Raw genomic sequence first — 15,404 nt, forward strand, 5'->3', positions numbered from 1 at the left:
TCTCAGGATCTGACGACTTCCCCCGCACTGAAACATCCGAACGCGAAAGCGGACGCCATGACGAAAGATCTGTTGTCCCTGTCCACGAACGACTATATCGCCGGTATCGAGGCCGTCGCCGCTCGATTCGATTCCGCGACCTACCCTCAGCAGAACCTCCCCGCCGATGACTGGACCCTGTTGACCCGGGCCGGCGTCCTGCTCCCCACGTTGCCCAAGGAGTTCGGCGGCCGGGACAGCCATCTCGAGATGTGCCGCGTCATCGAGACCGTGTCCGAGTGGAACCTTCCATTGGGCATGTACGTCACGGTCATCACCGGCGTCGCGTTGCGCCCCATCGCGCTGTGGGCCGACGACGAGGCCAAGCAGGAGGTGCTGCCGCACTACTCGGGCGGCGATCCCATGGTCGCCGGATTCGCGTCGACCGAGCCCGGCTGCGGCTCGGCCATGTCCGGCATGACCACCACCTTCGAGGAGGTCGAGGGCGGCTACCGCATCCGGGGCCGCAAGCACTGGCAGGCGTTCAGCCTCAGCGCCCACTGGTGGCTGGTCAGCGCCAAGAACGACGAGCACGGCCGCGAGTACGGCTACTTCATCGTCAAGCGCAGCGAGGGCTTCCGCACGGTGCAGCCGTACGAGCCGCTCGGCCTCAAGGTGATCGACTACGGGCTCAACGAGATCGACGCGGTCGTCCCCCGGCACCGACGGATCCGCGCCGAGGGCGGCAACCTGCGCCCCATGGTGGAGATGCTCATGGCGTCACGGGCCCTGATGGCGGCGATGGGGGCCGGCTTCCTGCGCCGCATCAGCCGCGAGGCGCACGCGTACGCCGACCGCCGCATCATCGGTCGAGGGCCGATGTCCGGGATCCGCTTCGTGCGCTACCGCCTGGCGGCCATCGACACCTCGTACACCGTCTGCGCGGCGCTCAACCACTACCTGCAGACCTCGCTGGACATGAAGGGCGACATGATCGGCGCGTTCCCCGCCGTTCAGGCCATCAAGACCGTCGCCACCGAGCGGATGCTCAGCGCGGCCCAGCACTACCAGCAGCTCGTCGGCGGCGAGGGCTACCGCAGCGGGTCCCCCACCAACATCTCCGCCCAGGCGTTCCTCGACGCGCGCGTCTACACCATCTTCGACGGGACCAACGACCTGCTCAGCCAGCAGCTCACCGAGTACTGCCTCGCCAGGACCGACGGCCGGCCGCTCAGCGAGTTCCTCGCCGAGTGGCCCCTCACGGCCGCCGCCGTCACCGAGCACCGGCTGGACCTGGGCTTCCTCGACCAGAACCTCGAGCAGGAGCACCGGGTCCTGGCCGGGCGCGCGATCGCCTACGCGTTCTCGATCGGCCGGGTCATGCGGTGGGCCGACGAGACCGACGCGGCCCCCGCCGAGGCGCGGGCGGCCATCGAGTTCCTCAAGGCCGACATCGCCGGCGTCGCCGGCGAGTTCCGGTTGCTCGCGACGGGCGTGCTCGGCGACGAGGACGAGGCCCCGGCCGAGACCTCGTTCTCCCGCTCCGTACCGGTGCCCGCGTCGGTGTGACGCGGGCTAGTCCAGGAGTTCCTCGCGGCGGCGGATCAGGGTGACCAGGTCCGCCGCCGCCTCCTTGATGAGCTTCAGCCCGGGGTGGCCCCACGGGCGCGGCTCGGTGTCCACGATGCAGATCGTGCCGAGCGTCGTGCCCGTGTGGTCGATCAGCGGGGCCCCGACGTACGTCCGGATGCCGAGCTTGTCGACCACCGGGTTGCCCGCGAAGCGCGGGTAGTCGCACACGTCGTCGAGGACGAGCGCCTTGCGCCGCACCACGACGTGCGGGCAGTACCCGTGGTCGAGCGGCACCTCCCGGCCCAGCTCGACACCCTCGGACGGGTCGGCCCCCGGGTCCGCCGGCGCGTACAGCCCGCTCAGGTACTGCCGGTCCGTGACGAAGTTCACCATCGCGAACGGGGGCCGTTCGGTGCCGGACAGGTGCCGGGCGGCGGCGGCGAGGTCGCGGGCGAAGGCGTCGAACTCCTGGTCCGGCCCTTGGCCGAGACCGAGCTCCCGCAGGCGCGTCACCCGCTGCGGCACCTCATGGTCGACGGGGGTCAGCAGGTGGCCGGAAGGCTCGTAGAGCGGCTCGTTCAACACGGCGGTCTCCTGTGTGGCGGGGTCTGCGGTCAGACGGAGGGGATGGGGGCGGAGGCGATCAGGTGCAGGATCAGGGCCCTCAGCACCGCGATGGCGGAGTCGGGATCACGGGCGTCGCACAGCACGATCGGCACGCGAGGGTCGAGCCCGAGGGCGGCCCTGACCTCGTCGGGCTCATAGTGGAACCCGCCGTCGAAGCGGTTCACGGCGATCAGGAACCGGGTGCCCCGGTTCTCGAAGAAGTCGACGGCCTCGAAGCACTGTTCCAGTCGGCGGGTGTCGGCGAGCACGATGGCCCCCAGCGCCCCGGCGGACAGCTCGTCCCACATGAACCAGAAGCGCTGCTGGCCGGGGGTCCCGAACAGGTACAGGACGATCCCGTGCTGGTCCATCGTGATCCGACCGAAGTCGAGCGCCACGGTGGTCGTGGTCTTGCCCTCCAGCCCGCCGAGTTCGTCGACGCCGGCGCTGGCGGTGGTGATGAGCTCCTCGGTGCTCAGCGGTTCGATCTCGCTCGCCGATCCGACGAACGTCGTCTTCCCCACGCCGAAACCGCCCGCGATCAGGATCTTGACCTGAGTGGAGAGCATCTCAGGTTCGTTGTAGGCCATCGAGCAGCTTCTCCAGGAGTTCTCGGTCGGTGGGATCGGCCGCGAGTTGCGGTACTCGGGTGGTCATCGCACGCCCGTCCACCAGATCGGCGAGTATGATCTTGGTGACCGCGACCGGCAGCCGCAGGTGCGCCGCGACCTCGGCGACCGACGTCGGCGCGCCGCACAGCTCGAGCGCCCTGGCGTGCTCCGGATCCATGACCGGCGGTGGCAGGCCGGTGGCCACCACGAGGGACAGCAGATCCAGGTCGACGGTGGGGCGGGTGCGGCCGGAGGTCACCGTGTACGGGCGGACCAGCGGCCCGGCCTCGTCGTCGAACCAGAGCTCGTCGTCACCGACCGTCATCTCGCCAGATTTCGGTCGCCCACGGCGGCCGGCGGCCGTGCGGGGGTGTGCAGGAAGGGTCGGACGGCCTTGATCAGCCGGGCCATCTCGAACCCCACGATGGCCGGGTCGGCGCCCTCCCTCGCCAGCACCGCCAGCGCGGAGTTGTACCCGGCCCAGGCGATGAACAACTGGCTGGACTTGAGCTCCGCCACGATCTGCCGGACCTCGTTGCTGTCGTCGAACTTCGTTCCGGCGCTGCGCGCGAGGGAGAACAGACCCGACGCGAGCGCCGCGAGTTGTTCGGCGCTGGCACGGTCGAACCCGTGGGCGGCCTTCAGCATGCCGTCGGAGGACAGCAGCACACTGCCGCGGATGACCGGGACCTCTTCGCCCAGTCTCCGTAGCAGCCAAGCAAGATCCTGAGCCTGGTTCGGGGCGACACCACTCACCGGACGCTCCTTAGTGTTTCGTGATGACCCATCAGTTCACGCTCTCGGGGCCGTCTTCGGCCCCGTCACTTTCCTGGGCGCTGCGCAGTCCCCGTTGGAACGCCGCCATCAGCCCCGGGTTGTGCTCGATCTCCTCGTCGTCCTGCGGAAGTACGGGGGCGCTCATCAGCTCGGGCGCCAGGTGCGTCTGGGCGTGGCGTCGCGGCAGCGGCGGCCGTTCCCAGGGGCCCTCCTGACCGGGGAGGACGGGCGGGGCGGGCGGGTCCGGAACGTCGGTCGGTGGACCGGTCCGCGGGGTGGACGGACGGACCGCGAGGGCGTCACGGTCGTACGGCGTCGGGTCGGAGGCGACGTGGACACCGTGCCCGGGAGCGGACGGGGACGCCGGCGCGCCGGGCGCGCTCGGAACGGACGAAGCGGACGGTGCGCTCGGAACGGACGGCGCGGACGGTGCGGGGGATGCGGGCGGCGTGCTGGGAGCGGTGGGGGCGGACCGGGGTTGTGCGGGCTTCGTCCGGGGCCTCGCCTCGGGCTCCTCCGCCTCCATGCCGACCAGCTCCTTCGGTACGACGACGACCGCCTGCGTCCCGCCGTACACGTTGCCCTGGAGCTGGACGCGGACGTTGTGCCGGCGGGCGAGCGCGGTGACCACCAGGAGCCCGATGCGGCCGTCCTCCAGCAGCTCCCCGGTGTCGACCCGGTCGGGGTCGGTGAGCAGCTCGTTCAGCCGACGCTGGTTGTCGCGCGGGATGCCGAGCCCGCGGTCCTCGACCTCGACGACCATGCCAGCGGTGACCCGTTCGAGGCGGACGAGCACCTGCGTCTGCGGCGGGGAGAACTTGGTGGCGTTCTCGATCAGCTCGGCGAGCAGGTGGATGACGTCCGCGACCGCGCCGCCGTCCAGCGTCCCGTCGACGGGCGGCACCACCTTGACCCGGTTGTAGTGCTCCACCTCGGCGATGGCCGAGCGCAGCACCTCGTACATCGTGACCGGCCTGGTCCACTGACGGCGCGACGAGGCGCCGCCGATCACGGCGAGGCTCTCGGCCTGGCGGCGCATGCGGGTGCTCAGGTGGTCGACCTTGAACAGCCCCTTGAGGAGGTCCGGGTCCTCGACCTGGTTCTCCAGCTCGTCGAGGCCCTGGATGGCCCGATGGGACAGCGACTGCATCCGGCGGGCCAGGTTGACGAACACGTCGACCTGCTGGGCCGGGTCGCGGGCGGGCTCTTCGGCGGGCTCGACGCTCGCGACGCCGACCACGGTGTTCCACGCCTCGCCGTGCGCCTTCCGCAGCTCGAGGGCGAGGTGCTGGAACGGGTCGCCGTCGGGCGCGGCGGCCGGCAGGTCCTCGACGAGCGGGGCGACGACCTCGCCGGCCCTGATCCGCCCCACGAGGTCGCGCAGCTCCTGCCGGCTCCGGGCGATGAGGAAGCCGAGGTCGCCGAGCCGCTTCCGCAGGCCCTCCCAGTCCTGGAAGGTCGATTGCGCACGCTGCCGATGCACCCGCCGTGTGGCCGCGTCCGCCGCGAGAACGGCGGCGGCGAGCGTGATCACCGCCCCCATCGCGGCCCCGGCCAACACCAGACGCGCTTTCTGCGTCATGGTGTCGCCGTTGTACAGCACCGCCACGGCGGCGACCCCGAGAAGCGCCGTAACGGCCGCCGGAAGAACGGATATGTACAGGTGAAAGGCGCGCATACCGCCCTGATGAGGCTCACCACGGGTCGGAGACCGGCCGTGTCGTCGGGCGTCCTGGTGCTCGGCGCCGGCGGGCTCGAAGAAGTCAGGCATCGGTGTCCTCAGTGCGGTCGACAACAGTGGTCACGATACTGAGTGATTCGTGCTCGTATGACTACGACCAGCACAACGCTTGATGGATCGACGCGAAATAGGGGAAAGCCCTGGCCCGAGAGGGACTATCGGCTAATTTGCCCCATTATGTCTTTTTCGTCGGTCACGTCCGATGCTCCCGAGGTGTGACACCCGCCGGGCCCGCGACGCTGATGAGGTGTCGGCCCCCGTCCCGGCCCACCGGCGACGGCCGCCCGACCCCCCGCACGGCACCGAATCGTTACCAACGTGACCCTCGCCCACAGGGGTCACATTCACATCTTTCGCACGATAATAACGCTCAAGCACGATGAATCAGCGGCGGTATGCCGCCGGCCACCATCGATGCGTCACCCCTCCAAGGCGGCACCGCACGCATCGGCATGCGAACGACGCGGTGTGATCGCCCGCCCAGCCTGGACAGAAAGGGCCCGCCGATGAGTCTCATCAAGGCCGCACGCATGGTGAGCGCCACCGCTTTGGTGATCACCACGTCCCTGGCCGGGGCCGCGGCCACCGCCACCGCCGTCGCGGCCGAGCAGAAGACCCTGCCGCTGCACCAGCCGACCCCGATCACGGCCAAGGACTATGAGCACGGGCAGTGCCCGGGTGTCCCGGCCGACAAGGACGGCTGGCACTTCGTCCTCCCCACGAACGGCGTCGACTTCGTCCAACTCAAGGTCACCTTCCAGCCGGGCGGCGTGCAGACCATCACCGCCTTCGGCCCGCCCACGGACAAGCACGCCTACGCGACGTCGGCGCCGGGCGCGCAATTGGTCGCGGCCACCGCCCTGGTCACCGGTGAGGCCGGCGCCCTCGCCAAGGTCGACTGGTTCAACCTCTCCCACACCTGCCCGGGCACGCCGGGCGGCACCCCGACCCCGACGCCGACCCCGAAGCCCACCGGCCCCTCGGAGACCCCCCGCCCCCACCCCACGAAGACCGCCACGCCGCCGCCCGGCCAGACGCCGCCGCCTCCCGGCGCCTCGCCCACCCCGACCCGACCCGGCGCTTCGCCGACCCCCTCGTCCACGCCGAGCGCCGGCCCCTCCGGCCCCGACGACGAGAACCCGACCCCCAGCAACCCCGACGGCGACCTGCCCCTCACCGGAGCCCCCACCCTGGTGATGGCCGGCGTCGCCGCGCTCCTCCTGGCCGGCGGCACCGCCGCCGTCCTGATCACACGCCGCTCACGCACCTCCTCCGAGGGCACGCACCGCGCCTGACCGCTCCGCACGACGAACGAAGCCCCAGCCCCGATCACCGAACCGGCCTGGGGCTTCGCCGTCACGACCCCCCGCACCGACCCCCCTCGGCCCGCCCGGCGCCTCCTCCACGCCGACCACAGCACCCCCGCGCGGCATTCCGCCCGCACCTCCTGCCAACAAGCCCGCGCGGCGTTCCGCTCGCGCCCTGCCGCCCACGAGCCCGCCCGGCGTTGCGCTCGCGCCTCCTGCGAACGAACCGCGCGGCGTCCCACTCCCGCCCTGCCGCGAACGAACCCACGGCCTTCCGCCCGCACCTCCTGCCAACAAGCCCGCGCGGCGTTCGGCTCGCTCCCTCCTGCAACGAGCCCGCCCGGCATTGCGCTCGCGCCCTCCTGCCGAACGAGCCCACGGGGTTGCGCTGGCGCCTCCGAACGAGCCGCGCGGCGTTGCGCTCGCGCCCTGGTGTGAAGGGGCCTGCGGCGTTCCGCCGCACCTCCTGCGAACGAGCCCGCGGGGTTGGGCTCGCGGTCTCCTGTGGGACGAGACTGCGGCGTTGCGCTCGTGCCTGGGGGACGGGCGGGTGTGGTTCAGCGGTGGTGGACGGGGCGGGGGTTCAGGAGGTGCGGGCGGTGTGGCGTTCCAGGGCGGCGATGCCGGTGGTGGCGCTGACGGGGTCCTCGCCGAGGTGGGCCGTCCAGAAGCCGCCCTTGCGCAGGGACGGGTCGTCGGGGAGCTTCTCGCCGAGGCGGCGGCACAGGTCGGTGACCAGGTCGGCGACGATCTCGCCGTGGGTGCAGACGACCAGTGGGGCGTCCGACTCGGCGATCAGCTCGGCGAGGCGGGTCGCGGCGCGTTCGGCGTCGGTCTCGTCGACCGTGAACCTCCGGTCGGTGACCACTTCCGCGCCGGCCGCCCGCGCGTACGGGAGCAGGGTGTCGACGCAGCGCGCGGTGGCGGAGGTGACCAGCCTGGCCGGCCCGTACGACCCGAGGAGCCCGGCCAGCAGGCGCGCCTCGGCGCGGCCGCGGTCGTCGAGGGGGCGCAGGGCGTCGTCGCCGCGCCAGTCGCGCTTCTCCCCCGCCGAGCCGTGCCGCAGGATCACCACCGGGCGGGTCACCAGGGGGCCGGCGGCGAACTCGTGCAGCAGGTCCACGTCACGCTCGTAGCTCAGCATCCGGGCGGCGCGTTCGACGGGCTGCCACTCCATGCGGTCGCACTCGTCGTTCGGGACGAAGGGGGCGGGTCCGTGGAGGGGGGTCGCGCTCCAGTAGTCCACCCGTTTGGGCCGGTCGGCCTTCATGTAGGTGGTGGCGGGCAGCCGGCGGCCCAGCTTCACCGCGAGGCCGGTCTCCTCCTCGACCTCGCGCAGCGCCGCGCACAGGACGTGCTCACCGCGCTTCAGGTGGCCCTTGGGGAACGACCAGTCGTCGTACTTGGTCCGGTGCACCAGCGCGACCATCGGCCCGGCCGGGCCCGGCCGCCACACCACGGCCCCGGCCGACCTGATCAGGTCGGCCCGGGAGACCGGCTCAGCCATCCACCGTCCTCCACCGCCTCGTCTTCATGAGGTACCGCTGAACGTCGACCAACGGCTCCGCGCCCGCCGCGTCGTCATCGTCGTCGAGCGGCTCGACGTACCGGTGCCGGGTCCAGGTGCCGTCGCCGTCGAGCCACCAACTCGCCGTGCCGTCGTCCATCGCCAGGTCCAGCAGTTGGACGAGGTCGGCCCGGTGCGCCTTGTCGGCGACCCGCACGAGTGCCTCGACCCGGCGGTCGAGGTTGCGGTGCATCAGGTCCGCGCTGCCGAACCACACCTCCGGGTCACCGCCCGCCTCGAACGCGAACACCCGGGAGTGCTCGAGGAACCGGCCCAGAATGCTGCGCACCCGGATGTTGTCCGACAGGCCGGGGATGCCCGGCTTGAGGGCGCAGATGCCGCGCACCCAGATGTCCACCGGGACGCCGGCGCGGGACGCCCGGTAAAGGGCGTCGATGATGACCTCGTCGACCAGGCCGTTGCACTTGATGCGGATCCGCGCGGGGCGGCCGGCCTCGTGGTTCTCGATCTCGCGTTCGATCCGCAGCACCAGACCCGAGCGAAGACTGCGGGGCGCCACCATCAGCCGGTTGTAGGAGTTCTGCCGGGAGTAGCCGGTCAGGTGGTTGAACAGCACGCTGACGTCCTCGCCCACGTCGGGCTGGGCGGTCAGCAGCCCCAGGTCCTCGTACTGCCGGGCGGTCTTGGGGTGGTAGTTGCCGGTGCCGATGTGGCAGTAGCGGCGCAGCGTGCCGTCGGCCTCCTGCCGGACCACCAGCGACAGCTTGCAGTGCGTCTTGAGGCCCACGAACCCGTACACGACGTGGCAGCCGGCCTGCTCCAGCTTGCGCGCCCACTCGATGTTGGCGCGCTCGTCGAACCGGGCCTTCAGCTCGACGACCACCACGACCTGCTTGCCGGCCTCGGCGGCGTCGATCAGCGCGTCCACGATCGGGGAGTCGCCGCTGGTGCGGTAGAGCGTCTGCTTGATCGCCAGCACCGCCGGGTCGGCCGCGGCCTCCTCGATGAGCCGCTGCACGGTGGTGGTGAACGAGTCGTACGGGTGGTGCAGCAGCACGTCCCGCTCGCGAAGGGCCGCGAACAGGTCCGCGTCGATCGGCACCGCCTCCTTGGAGGGCACGAACGGCGGGTACTTCAGCTCCGGCCGGTCGAGGCCGGCGATGGCGTGCAGGCCCGCCAGGTCGAGCGGGCCGGGGACCCGGTAGATCTGCCGTTCCTCTATGTCGAGCGCGCCGGTGAGCATCTCCAGCACCTCGGGCGAGATCGACTCCTCCACCTCCAGGCGCACCACGGGCCCGAACCGGCGGCGCAGCAGCTCGCGCTCCAGGGCCTGGAGCAGGCCCTCGCTGATGTCCTCGTCGATCTCCAGGTCCTGGTTGCGGGTGACCCGGAACGCGTGGTGCTCCACCACCTCCATGCCCACGAAGAGCTGGTTGAGGTGCGCGGCGATCACGTCCTCGAGCGGGGTGAAGCGGTCGGGGGACGCCTCGATGAACCGGGGCAGCACCGGCGGCACCTTGACCCGGGCGAACATCGGGGCCTCGCTGTCCGGGTCGCGGACGATCACCGCGAGGTTCAGCGACAGTCCGCTGATGTACGGGAAGGGGTGCGCCGAGTCGACGACCAGCGGGGTCAGCACCGGGTAGATCCGGTCCCGGAACATCCGGTGCAGCCGTTCCTGCTCGGTCTCCGACAGGTCGTCCCAGCGGAGGATGTCGATGTCCTCCTTGGCCAGGGCGGGGCAGATCTCGTCCCGGAACACCGCCGCGTGCCGCAGCATCAGGTCGTGGGCCACCGCCGAGGTCCGCTCCAGCACCTCGCGGGGGCGGCGTCCGCTGGCGGACTGCACGGCGAGACCGGTGGCCATCCGGCGGGTCAGCCCGGCGACCCGCACCATGAAGAACTCGTCCAGATTGCCGGCGAAGATCGCCAGAAAGCGCACCCGTTCCAGCAGCGGCAGCGACGGATCCTCGGCCAGCTCCAGGACGCGCTGGTTGAACCGGAGCCAGCTCTCCTCCCGATCGAGGTACCGGTCGTCCGGCAGGGCCTCACCTCGTGAGGGAATTTGTCCCGGATTGACGCTCATAGTCATCATCATCCCCGACCCGCATGAACAAAAGCCCAGGCAAAATGAACAACGCGTGAACGCCATCACCGCATCCCCGCGCCGCCCTCACCCGTTCAGAGCCGACGGGCGCGCAGGCGGTTCCGCAGCTCGGCGATCCGGCCGGATCAGGCCGTCGTCTCCTGGTCCCCCAGACGGCCACCCCCCTCCGGCATCGCGCCGTACGCCCGCCGCCATACCCGGCATTCCCGCAGGTAGGCGGCCAGGTCCCGCCGCGCGAAACGGACGAGGTCCCAGTCGTCCGGGGCGGCCTCGTACCGCCACACATAGGCCCACCCGTGGCGGCCGTCGGCCAGCGGCAGCAGGCGGGGCTCGTACGCGTCGCCCTCGAAGTCGTCCAGCAGAACGCGCTCGGCGTCGGACAGACCGGTCAGGAGGAGGCCGTCCGCCGACCCCTCGGGATCGGGGGCCAAGCCGGGATAGACCGCGCCCGGCAGCGCCTTCACCCGCCAACCCGGGGCCGCCGCGGTCTCCGGCGCGGGCACCCGCCCGAGGAGGATCGTCAGCACCTCGGGGAAGCGCAACGACCCGTAGACGAACAGACCCTCCGCGACGAACCGGGTGTGACGGTCACCGGCGGCGGAAGTGGTCATCCCCCATTTTGCCCCCGCCGAGGCCCTTTCGGACAGCCCGTTCCGGGGATCTTCAGGAGCGGGGCTCGGCGGTGCCGTCGTCGACCTCGGCGACCTTGAAGAGGGTGACCGCCTCGGACACGTCCCGCAGGTCGATCCGCTGCGGCCCGCCCCCGGGGAGCGCACCCGCCGCGACCACCAGCGCGGCCACGATGCCCCAGCGAACCAGGTGTCTCCGCATGGCGACCTCAGACCTCCCTCGGCCCGCGCACCGGTCGGCGGGCACCGCGCAGACACGATCGCCCAAACCCGCGGTTCCCGTGACCAAAACCCAGGAAAGTGAGCCACATCACATGACCTACCTCACATTGCGTGACGTCGGGACCCGGGCGGGCACCCGTCTACCCTCCTCGATGCGGAGGTCGGCGGCCGACGCCGTCACATCCGCCGGCTCCGATCCGTCAACGCGGTGACAGGTCGTGACGAGGGGATGGACCGATGACGGAGAACGAGTTCCTGGCCGAACGCTTCGAGGCCCACCGCGGGCACCTGCGCGCGGTGGCGTACCGGATGCTGGGCTCGCTGGCCGAGGCCGACGACGCGGTGCAGGAGGCGTGGCTCAAGCTGAGCCGCTCCGACGTCGCCGACGTGGAGAACCTCGGCGGCTGGCTCACCACGGTCGTCGGCCGGGTGTGCCTGGACATGCTGCGGTCGCGCACCTCGCGCCGTGAGGACCCGCTGGAGGTCCGCATCCCCGACCCGATCGTGAGCGCCCCGGACGCCGTGGACCCCGAGCAGGAGGTGCTGCTGGCCGACTCGGTCGGGCTCGCCCTGCTGGTCGTCCTGGAGACGCTGGGCCCGGCCGAACGGCTCGCCTTCGTGCTGCACGACCTGTTCGGCATCCCGTTCGACGAGATCGCCCCGATCGTCGGCCGCACGCCCGCCGCCGCCCGCCAGTTGGCCAGCCGCGCCCGCCGTCGCGTCCAGGGGGCGGCCCCGACCCCCGACGCCGACATCGCCCGCCGGCGCGAGATCGTCGACGCCTTCCTCAGCGCCGCCCGCGGCGGCGACTTCGAGGCGCTGGTGTCCCTGCTCGACCCCGACGTGGTGGCCCGCTCCGACGCCGGAGCCCTCCGCGGCGGCGCGTCCCTGGCGCGCGGCGCGGCCACCGTGGCCGGCCAGGCCCTCACCTACGCCCGCTTCGCCATGGTCGCCGAGCCCGCCCTGGTCAACGGCTCCCCCGGCGTCGTCGCCCTGGCGGAGGGCCGCCCGATGTCGGTCATGGCCTTCACCATCGTCGACGACAAGATCACCGCCCTCGACATCCTCGCCGACCCGGAACGCCTCGCCCTGCTCGACCTCACCTTCCTCGACACGTGACCCCCGAAGGGACCCCATGGACCCCTGCGTCTTCTGCCGGATCGTCGCCGGGACCGAGCCCGCCGAGATCATCCACTCCGACGACGCCTCGGTGGCCTTCTTGGACATCACCCAGGCCACCGAGGGCCACACCCTCGTCGTGCCGCGCCGACACCGGACCGACCTGACGGACATCGCCCCCGAGGAGGCGGCCTCGGTGATGTCCGCCGCGGTCCGGGTCTCCCACCGACTCAGGGAACGCCTCCGGGCCCCGGGGATCAACCTCTGGCACGCCAGCGGGGAGACGGCCTGGCAGAGCGTCTTCCACTTCCACGTCCACGTGGTCCCTCGCTACACACCGACCGACCTCGTCCCACCGTGGTCGGGCCCCGAAGGATCGGTCGAGTCACTGCGCGCGCTGGGCGCGAAGCTGAGGTGAGACGACGCGAACGTCTCGATGACCCTGCCCCGGATCGGCAACGGCGTCCTCGGGAGCACATGGACGGCGGGGTTACCGGAAGAGCCGGTCGGCGTTGCGGAGCGTGTGCTCGGCGACCCGGTGGCCGAGGTCGACGCCCGCCGTGTCGGCGGTCCGGGAGTGGATGCCCGACCAGACCCGCGCGTCGACGTTCTCCTGTGCCAGGGTGCGCCAGGCGGTGTACGTGCGGGTGACCCCCGGCGCGGTGGGGCTGGTGAGGGGGAACGGCGCGGTCCGGGGTCCGACGAGCGCGGTCAGGACCCGTTCGGCGGCCCCGGCGTACGTGGTGTGGCCGCTGGGGTAGTCGGGGTGCGCGGGAGTGTTGTGCAGCGAGGTCCAGTTCGGGTCGGGTGTCGTCGTGGGGTCGCCGTCGATGTCGGCCGACCGGATCGCGGTGACGGGCCGCCAGCGCAGGTGGGCGTACTTGCTGTCGGACGTGGCGATCTGGGTGTCCACCAGAGCGACGTGGAACAGCGCCACCAGCGCCGCCCGCGCGGCCGGCCGCCCCTCGGACCGGGCCAGGGCGACGCGCAGCGGCTCCGTGAAGAGGGTCAGCGACGGCCCCAGCCAGAACGTCGCCGTCTCGGTCTGCCGAGGCGTCCGCACCGTGCTGTCGATGGAGCCGTACGCCCGTACCTCGGCCAGGTCGGCGCGGTAACGGGCCGAGCCGAGCGCGGGCGGCGGGCCCAGCCGGAACCGGTCGGCCCGCCCGAGCAGGAACGACCGCGCCCTCCGGTTGCCCGCCTGGATCCCCGGGCTGTACGAGGGCGGGGTCGGCTGCCACACGCCGGGGCCGGGTTCGGGGGTGGGGAACGGCGTGTTGACGGAGGTCGGGTCCAGCCCGTCGCCCTCCCGTGAGGCGAGCACCGTCCGGGCCTGGCGCTTTCCGGCGGCGATGCCCCGGTCCTCGGACGCGCCGTCGGGGATCCGTTCCAGGGTTCGGTGCAGCGCGGCGTTCAGGTCCTCGGTCCGGGTGGGCGCGAGGGCGACCAGGGAGGCGTGCACCGCGCTCGCGAGGGCCGCGTCCTGGTAGGCGCGCCGCTTCACGCCCGGAGGCGTGTCCCGTACGGCCCGGGCGGCGGCGATCCAACTGATCGCCCAGGTGCGGTTGTTGGTGGACTGCGTGGTGGCACCTGCGGCGGCGATGGTCCGGGCGGTGGCGTCGTACCACTCGACGGCGACGTCGACGCTCTTCTCGGCGGCCGCCGGCGGTGCGCCCACGGCGGTCAACGCCGTCGCGGCGGCGGCGGCGGTCGCGAGCACGGCCCGGCCGCGCCGGGCGCGGAGCGGCTCGGAGGTGGACGGGGCGGGGGTTCGAGGGCTCGACGAGGGCACACTTGCTCCTTCGCAAGGGAGGGGCCGTCAGGGAACGGACGCGGCGGCGCCCGAGGCGTTGATCGTTCGTCGAAACGGGAAGGCGGGGTCGGTGCGCTACCGACAGCGGTGGCCGCGCACCCGAGGCGGGTCGGCACGGCGGCGCAGGAGGTCACTTCCCGGAGTCACGCGATCATGCTGACAGAGATAATCCCTACTGTCTAGATAGACTTAGTAGGATTTTTCGCCCCAAAAGGCCCCATCACGGAGTGCCCGACAGCCGGAAGCCCGGCCTCCCGAAGCACCCACCGAGGGCTTCACGGGAGACCGGGCGACCGGCGGCGAGATCAGAGCTTCGCAAAGACCTCCGTCGAACCCGGCGGATTGTCGGCGGGCCGACGGTGCCGTCCCCGGCCCCGGGTGATCACCACACCGACCACGAGCAGGCCCGCGCCCGCCACCAGCGCGCCCACCGGCAGGACGACCCGCACCATCGTGATGGAGCCGGCGGACTCGTCCGCCCGGTCGGCCCGCGCGGTCCGGGTCGCCTCGTCGAACCGCATGTCGGCGCTCAGCACGGTGGCGCGGTCGACGCCGTCCTCGGTGCGGAGCCTGGCGGTGACCTGCTGGCGCAGATCGACGGTCAGGCCCGTGCGCGGGTCGATCCACACCGTCACGATCGCCGAGTACACCTTGTCGGCGGCGTACCCCTTCTTGGCGTCCATGCCGAGGAGTGAGCCGGGGACGCCCTGGATCCGTTCGATCGCCGTCGCGTCGACCCGCTGGACGAACCGGTAGGCCTTGACCCCCGCGACGGTCTCCTCGCCCTGGAACACCGCCGGCCACGCGCGCCCGGTGACCGGGTCGAAGCGCTGGTACGTCTTCTTCTGCACGTCGGCCAGCGGGAAGAGCACGCCGACCCCCGACTGCCGAACGGCGGTGTCGCGCTCCACGGCGGCGGTGCAGCAGGTCTTCAGCGCGGCCGTGCGGCGGTCGAACGCCATCCGCCAGGTCGTGTAGTCGATCCCGGCGCCGGCCGAGGTGTCCTCCAGCGCGCTGAAGTAGTCCCAGACGCCGGTGTCGTCGGTGCTCTTGGCCGGAACGCCCTGCAGCGTCGTGGTGGCGGTCAGGTTGGCGCCGGTCACCATGCGGACCTTGGCGGCGTCGAAGTACGTGGCGTTCTGGCCGACCGACGTGAGCTTCGTCGTCTCGTTCACCGGGAAGACGATCAACCTGTCCGCGATGTAGAACCGTGCGAGGGGGGCCAGGAACAGAAGGAAGAACCCGAGCGCGAGCACGGCGGCGCCGATGGTTCTGCGCATTCACGACCTCCGGGAGCCGTTTGCGGACATGGTGGGGACAGGGTGCGGTCCCTGGAGATGGTGACGCCCTTCACAGCCGATGCCTACGGAACCGGCTCCAACCTTCGTTGTGC

Annotated in this window: 15 protein-coding genes; 4 read left to right on the top strand and 11 right to left on the bottom strand. The window is 71.7% G+C overall.

Going from position 1 to position 15,404, the window contains the following annotated elements; genetic code table 11:
- The first annotated feature begins 57 nt into the window (after positions 1-57).
- Positions 58-1,548 carry an acyl-CoA dehydrogenase family protein gene (locus DFJ69_RS12075; RefSeq protein WP_116022567.1) on the top strand — a complete coding sequence of 497 codons (1,491 nt, stop codon included), beginning with the start codon at positions 58-60 and terminating at the stop codon, positions 1,546-1,548.
- A gap of 6 nt (positions 1,549-1,554) precedes the next feature.
- Here the strand turns inward: DFJ69_RS12075 and DFJ69_RS12080 are convergent, their stop codons facing one another.
- Genes DFJ69_RS12080 through DFJ69_RS12100 form a run of 5 tightly spaced genes read right to left on the bottom strand, consistent with a single transcriptional unit; the run spans position 1,555 to position 5,127 of the window.
- On the bottom strand, positions 1,555-2,136 hold the full coding sequence (locus DFJ69_RS12080) for a GAF domain-containing protein (RefSeq protein ID WP_245974275.1): 582 nt from the start codon (positions 2,134-2,136) through the stop codon (positions 1,555-1,557).
- A gap of 29 nt (positions 2,137-2,165) precedes the next feature.
- A complete protein-coding gene (locus tag DFJ69_RS12085; protein WP_116022568.1) occupies positions 2,166-2,747 on the bottom strand; it encodes a GTP-binding protein in 582 nt (193 codons plus the stop codon).
- Positions 2,728-3,093 carry a DUF742 domain-containing protein gene (locus tag DFJ69_RS12090; RefSeq protein WP_116022569.1) on the bottom strand — a complete coding sequence of 122 codons (366 nt, stop codon included), beginning with the start codon at positions 3,091-3,093 and terminating at the stop codon, positions 2,728-2,730. The genes DFJ69_RS12085 and DFJ69_RS12090 overlap by 20 nt, the downstream gene beginning before the upstream one ends.
- The gene (locus DFJ69_RS12095; RefSeq protein WP_116022570.1) at positions 3,090-3,524 is read right to left on the bottom strand and encodes a roadblock/LC7 domain-containing protein; all 435 of its coding nucleotides are present in this window, start codon (positions 3,522-3,524) and stop codon (positions 3,090-3,092) included. Before DFJ69_RS12095 ends, DFJ69_RS12090 begins: the two co-directional genes overlap by 4 nt.
- Before the next feature lie 31 nt (positions 3,525-3,555).
- Positions 3,556-5,127 carry a sensor histidine kinase gene (locus DFJ69_RS12100; RefSeq protein ID WP_245974277.1) on the bottom strand — a complete coding sequence of 524 codons (1,572 nt, stop codon included), beginning with the start codon at positions 5,125-5,127 and terminating at the stop codon, positions 3,556-3,558.
- A 665-nt stretch (positions 5,128-5,792) separates the two neighbouring features.
- On the opposite strand from DFJ69_RS12100, the gene DFJ69_RS12105 reads away from it, so the two are divergent.
- Positions 5,793-6,581: an LPXTG cell wall anchor domain-containing protein gene (locus tag DFJ69_RS12105; RefSeq protein ID WP_116022572.1), complete on the top strand. Its 789-nt coding sequence runs from the start codon at positions 5,793-5,795 to the stop codon at positions 6,579-6,581.
- A gap of 595 nt (positions 6,582-7,176) precedes the next feature.
- Here DFJ69_RS12105 and DFJ69_RS12110 read toward each other — a convergent pair.
- The 4 genes from DFJ69_RS12110 to DFJ69_RS34245 form a co-directional block, all read right to left on the bottom strand.
- Positions 7,177-8,100 (bottom strand): NUDIX hydrolase, encoded by a 924-nt coding sequence (locus tag DFJ69_RS12110; protein WP_116022573.1) that lies wholly within the window; start codon positions 8,098-8,100, stop codon positions 7,177-7,179.
- Entirely contained in the window at positions 8,093-10,207 is a 2,115-nt protein-coding gene (locus DFJ69_RS12115; RefSeq protein WP_116022574.1) for an RNA degradosome polyphosphate kinase, read from the bottom strand. The genes DFJ69_RS12110 and DFJ69_RS12115 overlap by 8 nt, the downstream gene beginning before the upstream one ends.
- Before the next feature lie 146 nt (positions 10,208-10,353).
- A complete protein-coding gene (locus tag DFJ69_RS12120) occupies positions 10,354-10,839 on the bottom strand; it encodes a gamma-glutamylcyclotransferase family protein (RefSeq protein WP_116022575.1) in 486 nt (161 codons plus the stop codon).
- A 52-nt stretch (positions 10,840-10,891) separates the two neighbouring features.
- Positions 10,892-11,059, bottom strand: coding sequence for a hypothetical protein (locus tag DFJ69_RS34245; protein WP_170177624.1), 168 nt, complete (start codon positions 11,057-11,059; stop codon positions 10,892-10,894).
- Between the two features lie 257 nt (positions 11,060-11,316).
- Here DFJ69_RS34245 and DFJ69_RS12125 point away from each other — a divergent pair, with 257 nt between their 5' ends.
- Together DFJ69_RS12125 and DFJ69_RS12130 are read left to right on the top strand one after the other, a co-directional pair.
- Positions 11,317-12,198: a sigma-70 family RNA polymerase sigma factor gene (locus DFJ69_RS12125; protein WP_116022576.1), complete on the top strand. Its 882-nt coding sequence runs from the start codon at positions 11,317-11,319 to the stop codon at positions 12,196-12,198.
- 16 nt (positions 12,199-12,214) lie between these two features.
- A complete protein-coding gene (locus DFJ69_RS12130) occupies positions 12,215-12,616 on the top strand; it encodes an HIT family protein (protein WP_116022577.1) in 402 nt (133 codons plus the stop codon).
- A 72-nt stretch (positions 12,617-12,688) separates the two neighbouring features.
- On the opposite strand, the gene DFJ69_RS12135 is transcribed toward DFJ69_RS12130, so the two are convergent.
- Positions 12,689-13,990, bottom strand: a complete 1,302-nt coding sequence (locus DFJ69_RS12135; protein WP_211328598.1) for a vanadium-dependent haloperoxidase — start codon at positions 13,988-13,990, stop codon at positions 12,689-12,691.
- Positions 13,991-14,316: 326 nt separating this feature from the next.
- Entirely contained in the window at positions 14,317-15,291 is a 975-nt protein-coding gene (gene pgfA / locus DFJ69_RS12140) for a cell envelope lipid trafficking protein PgfA (RefSeq protein ID WP_116022578.1), read from the bottom strand.
- Positions 15,292-15,404 lie beyond the last annotated feature (113 nt).

Origin of the sequence: Thermomonospora umbrina, assembly GCF_003386555.1 — a bacterium.
Classification (GTDB): domain Bacteria; phylum Actinomycetota; class Actinomycetes; order Streptosporangiales; family Streptosporangiaceae; genus Thermomonospora; species Thermomonospora umbrina.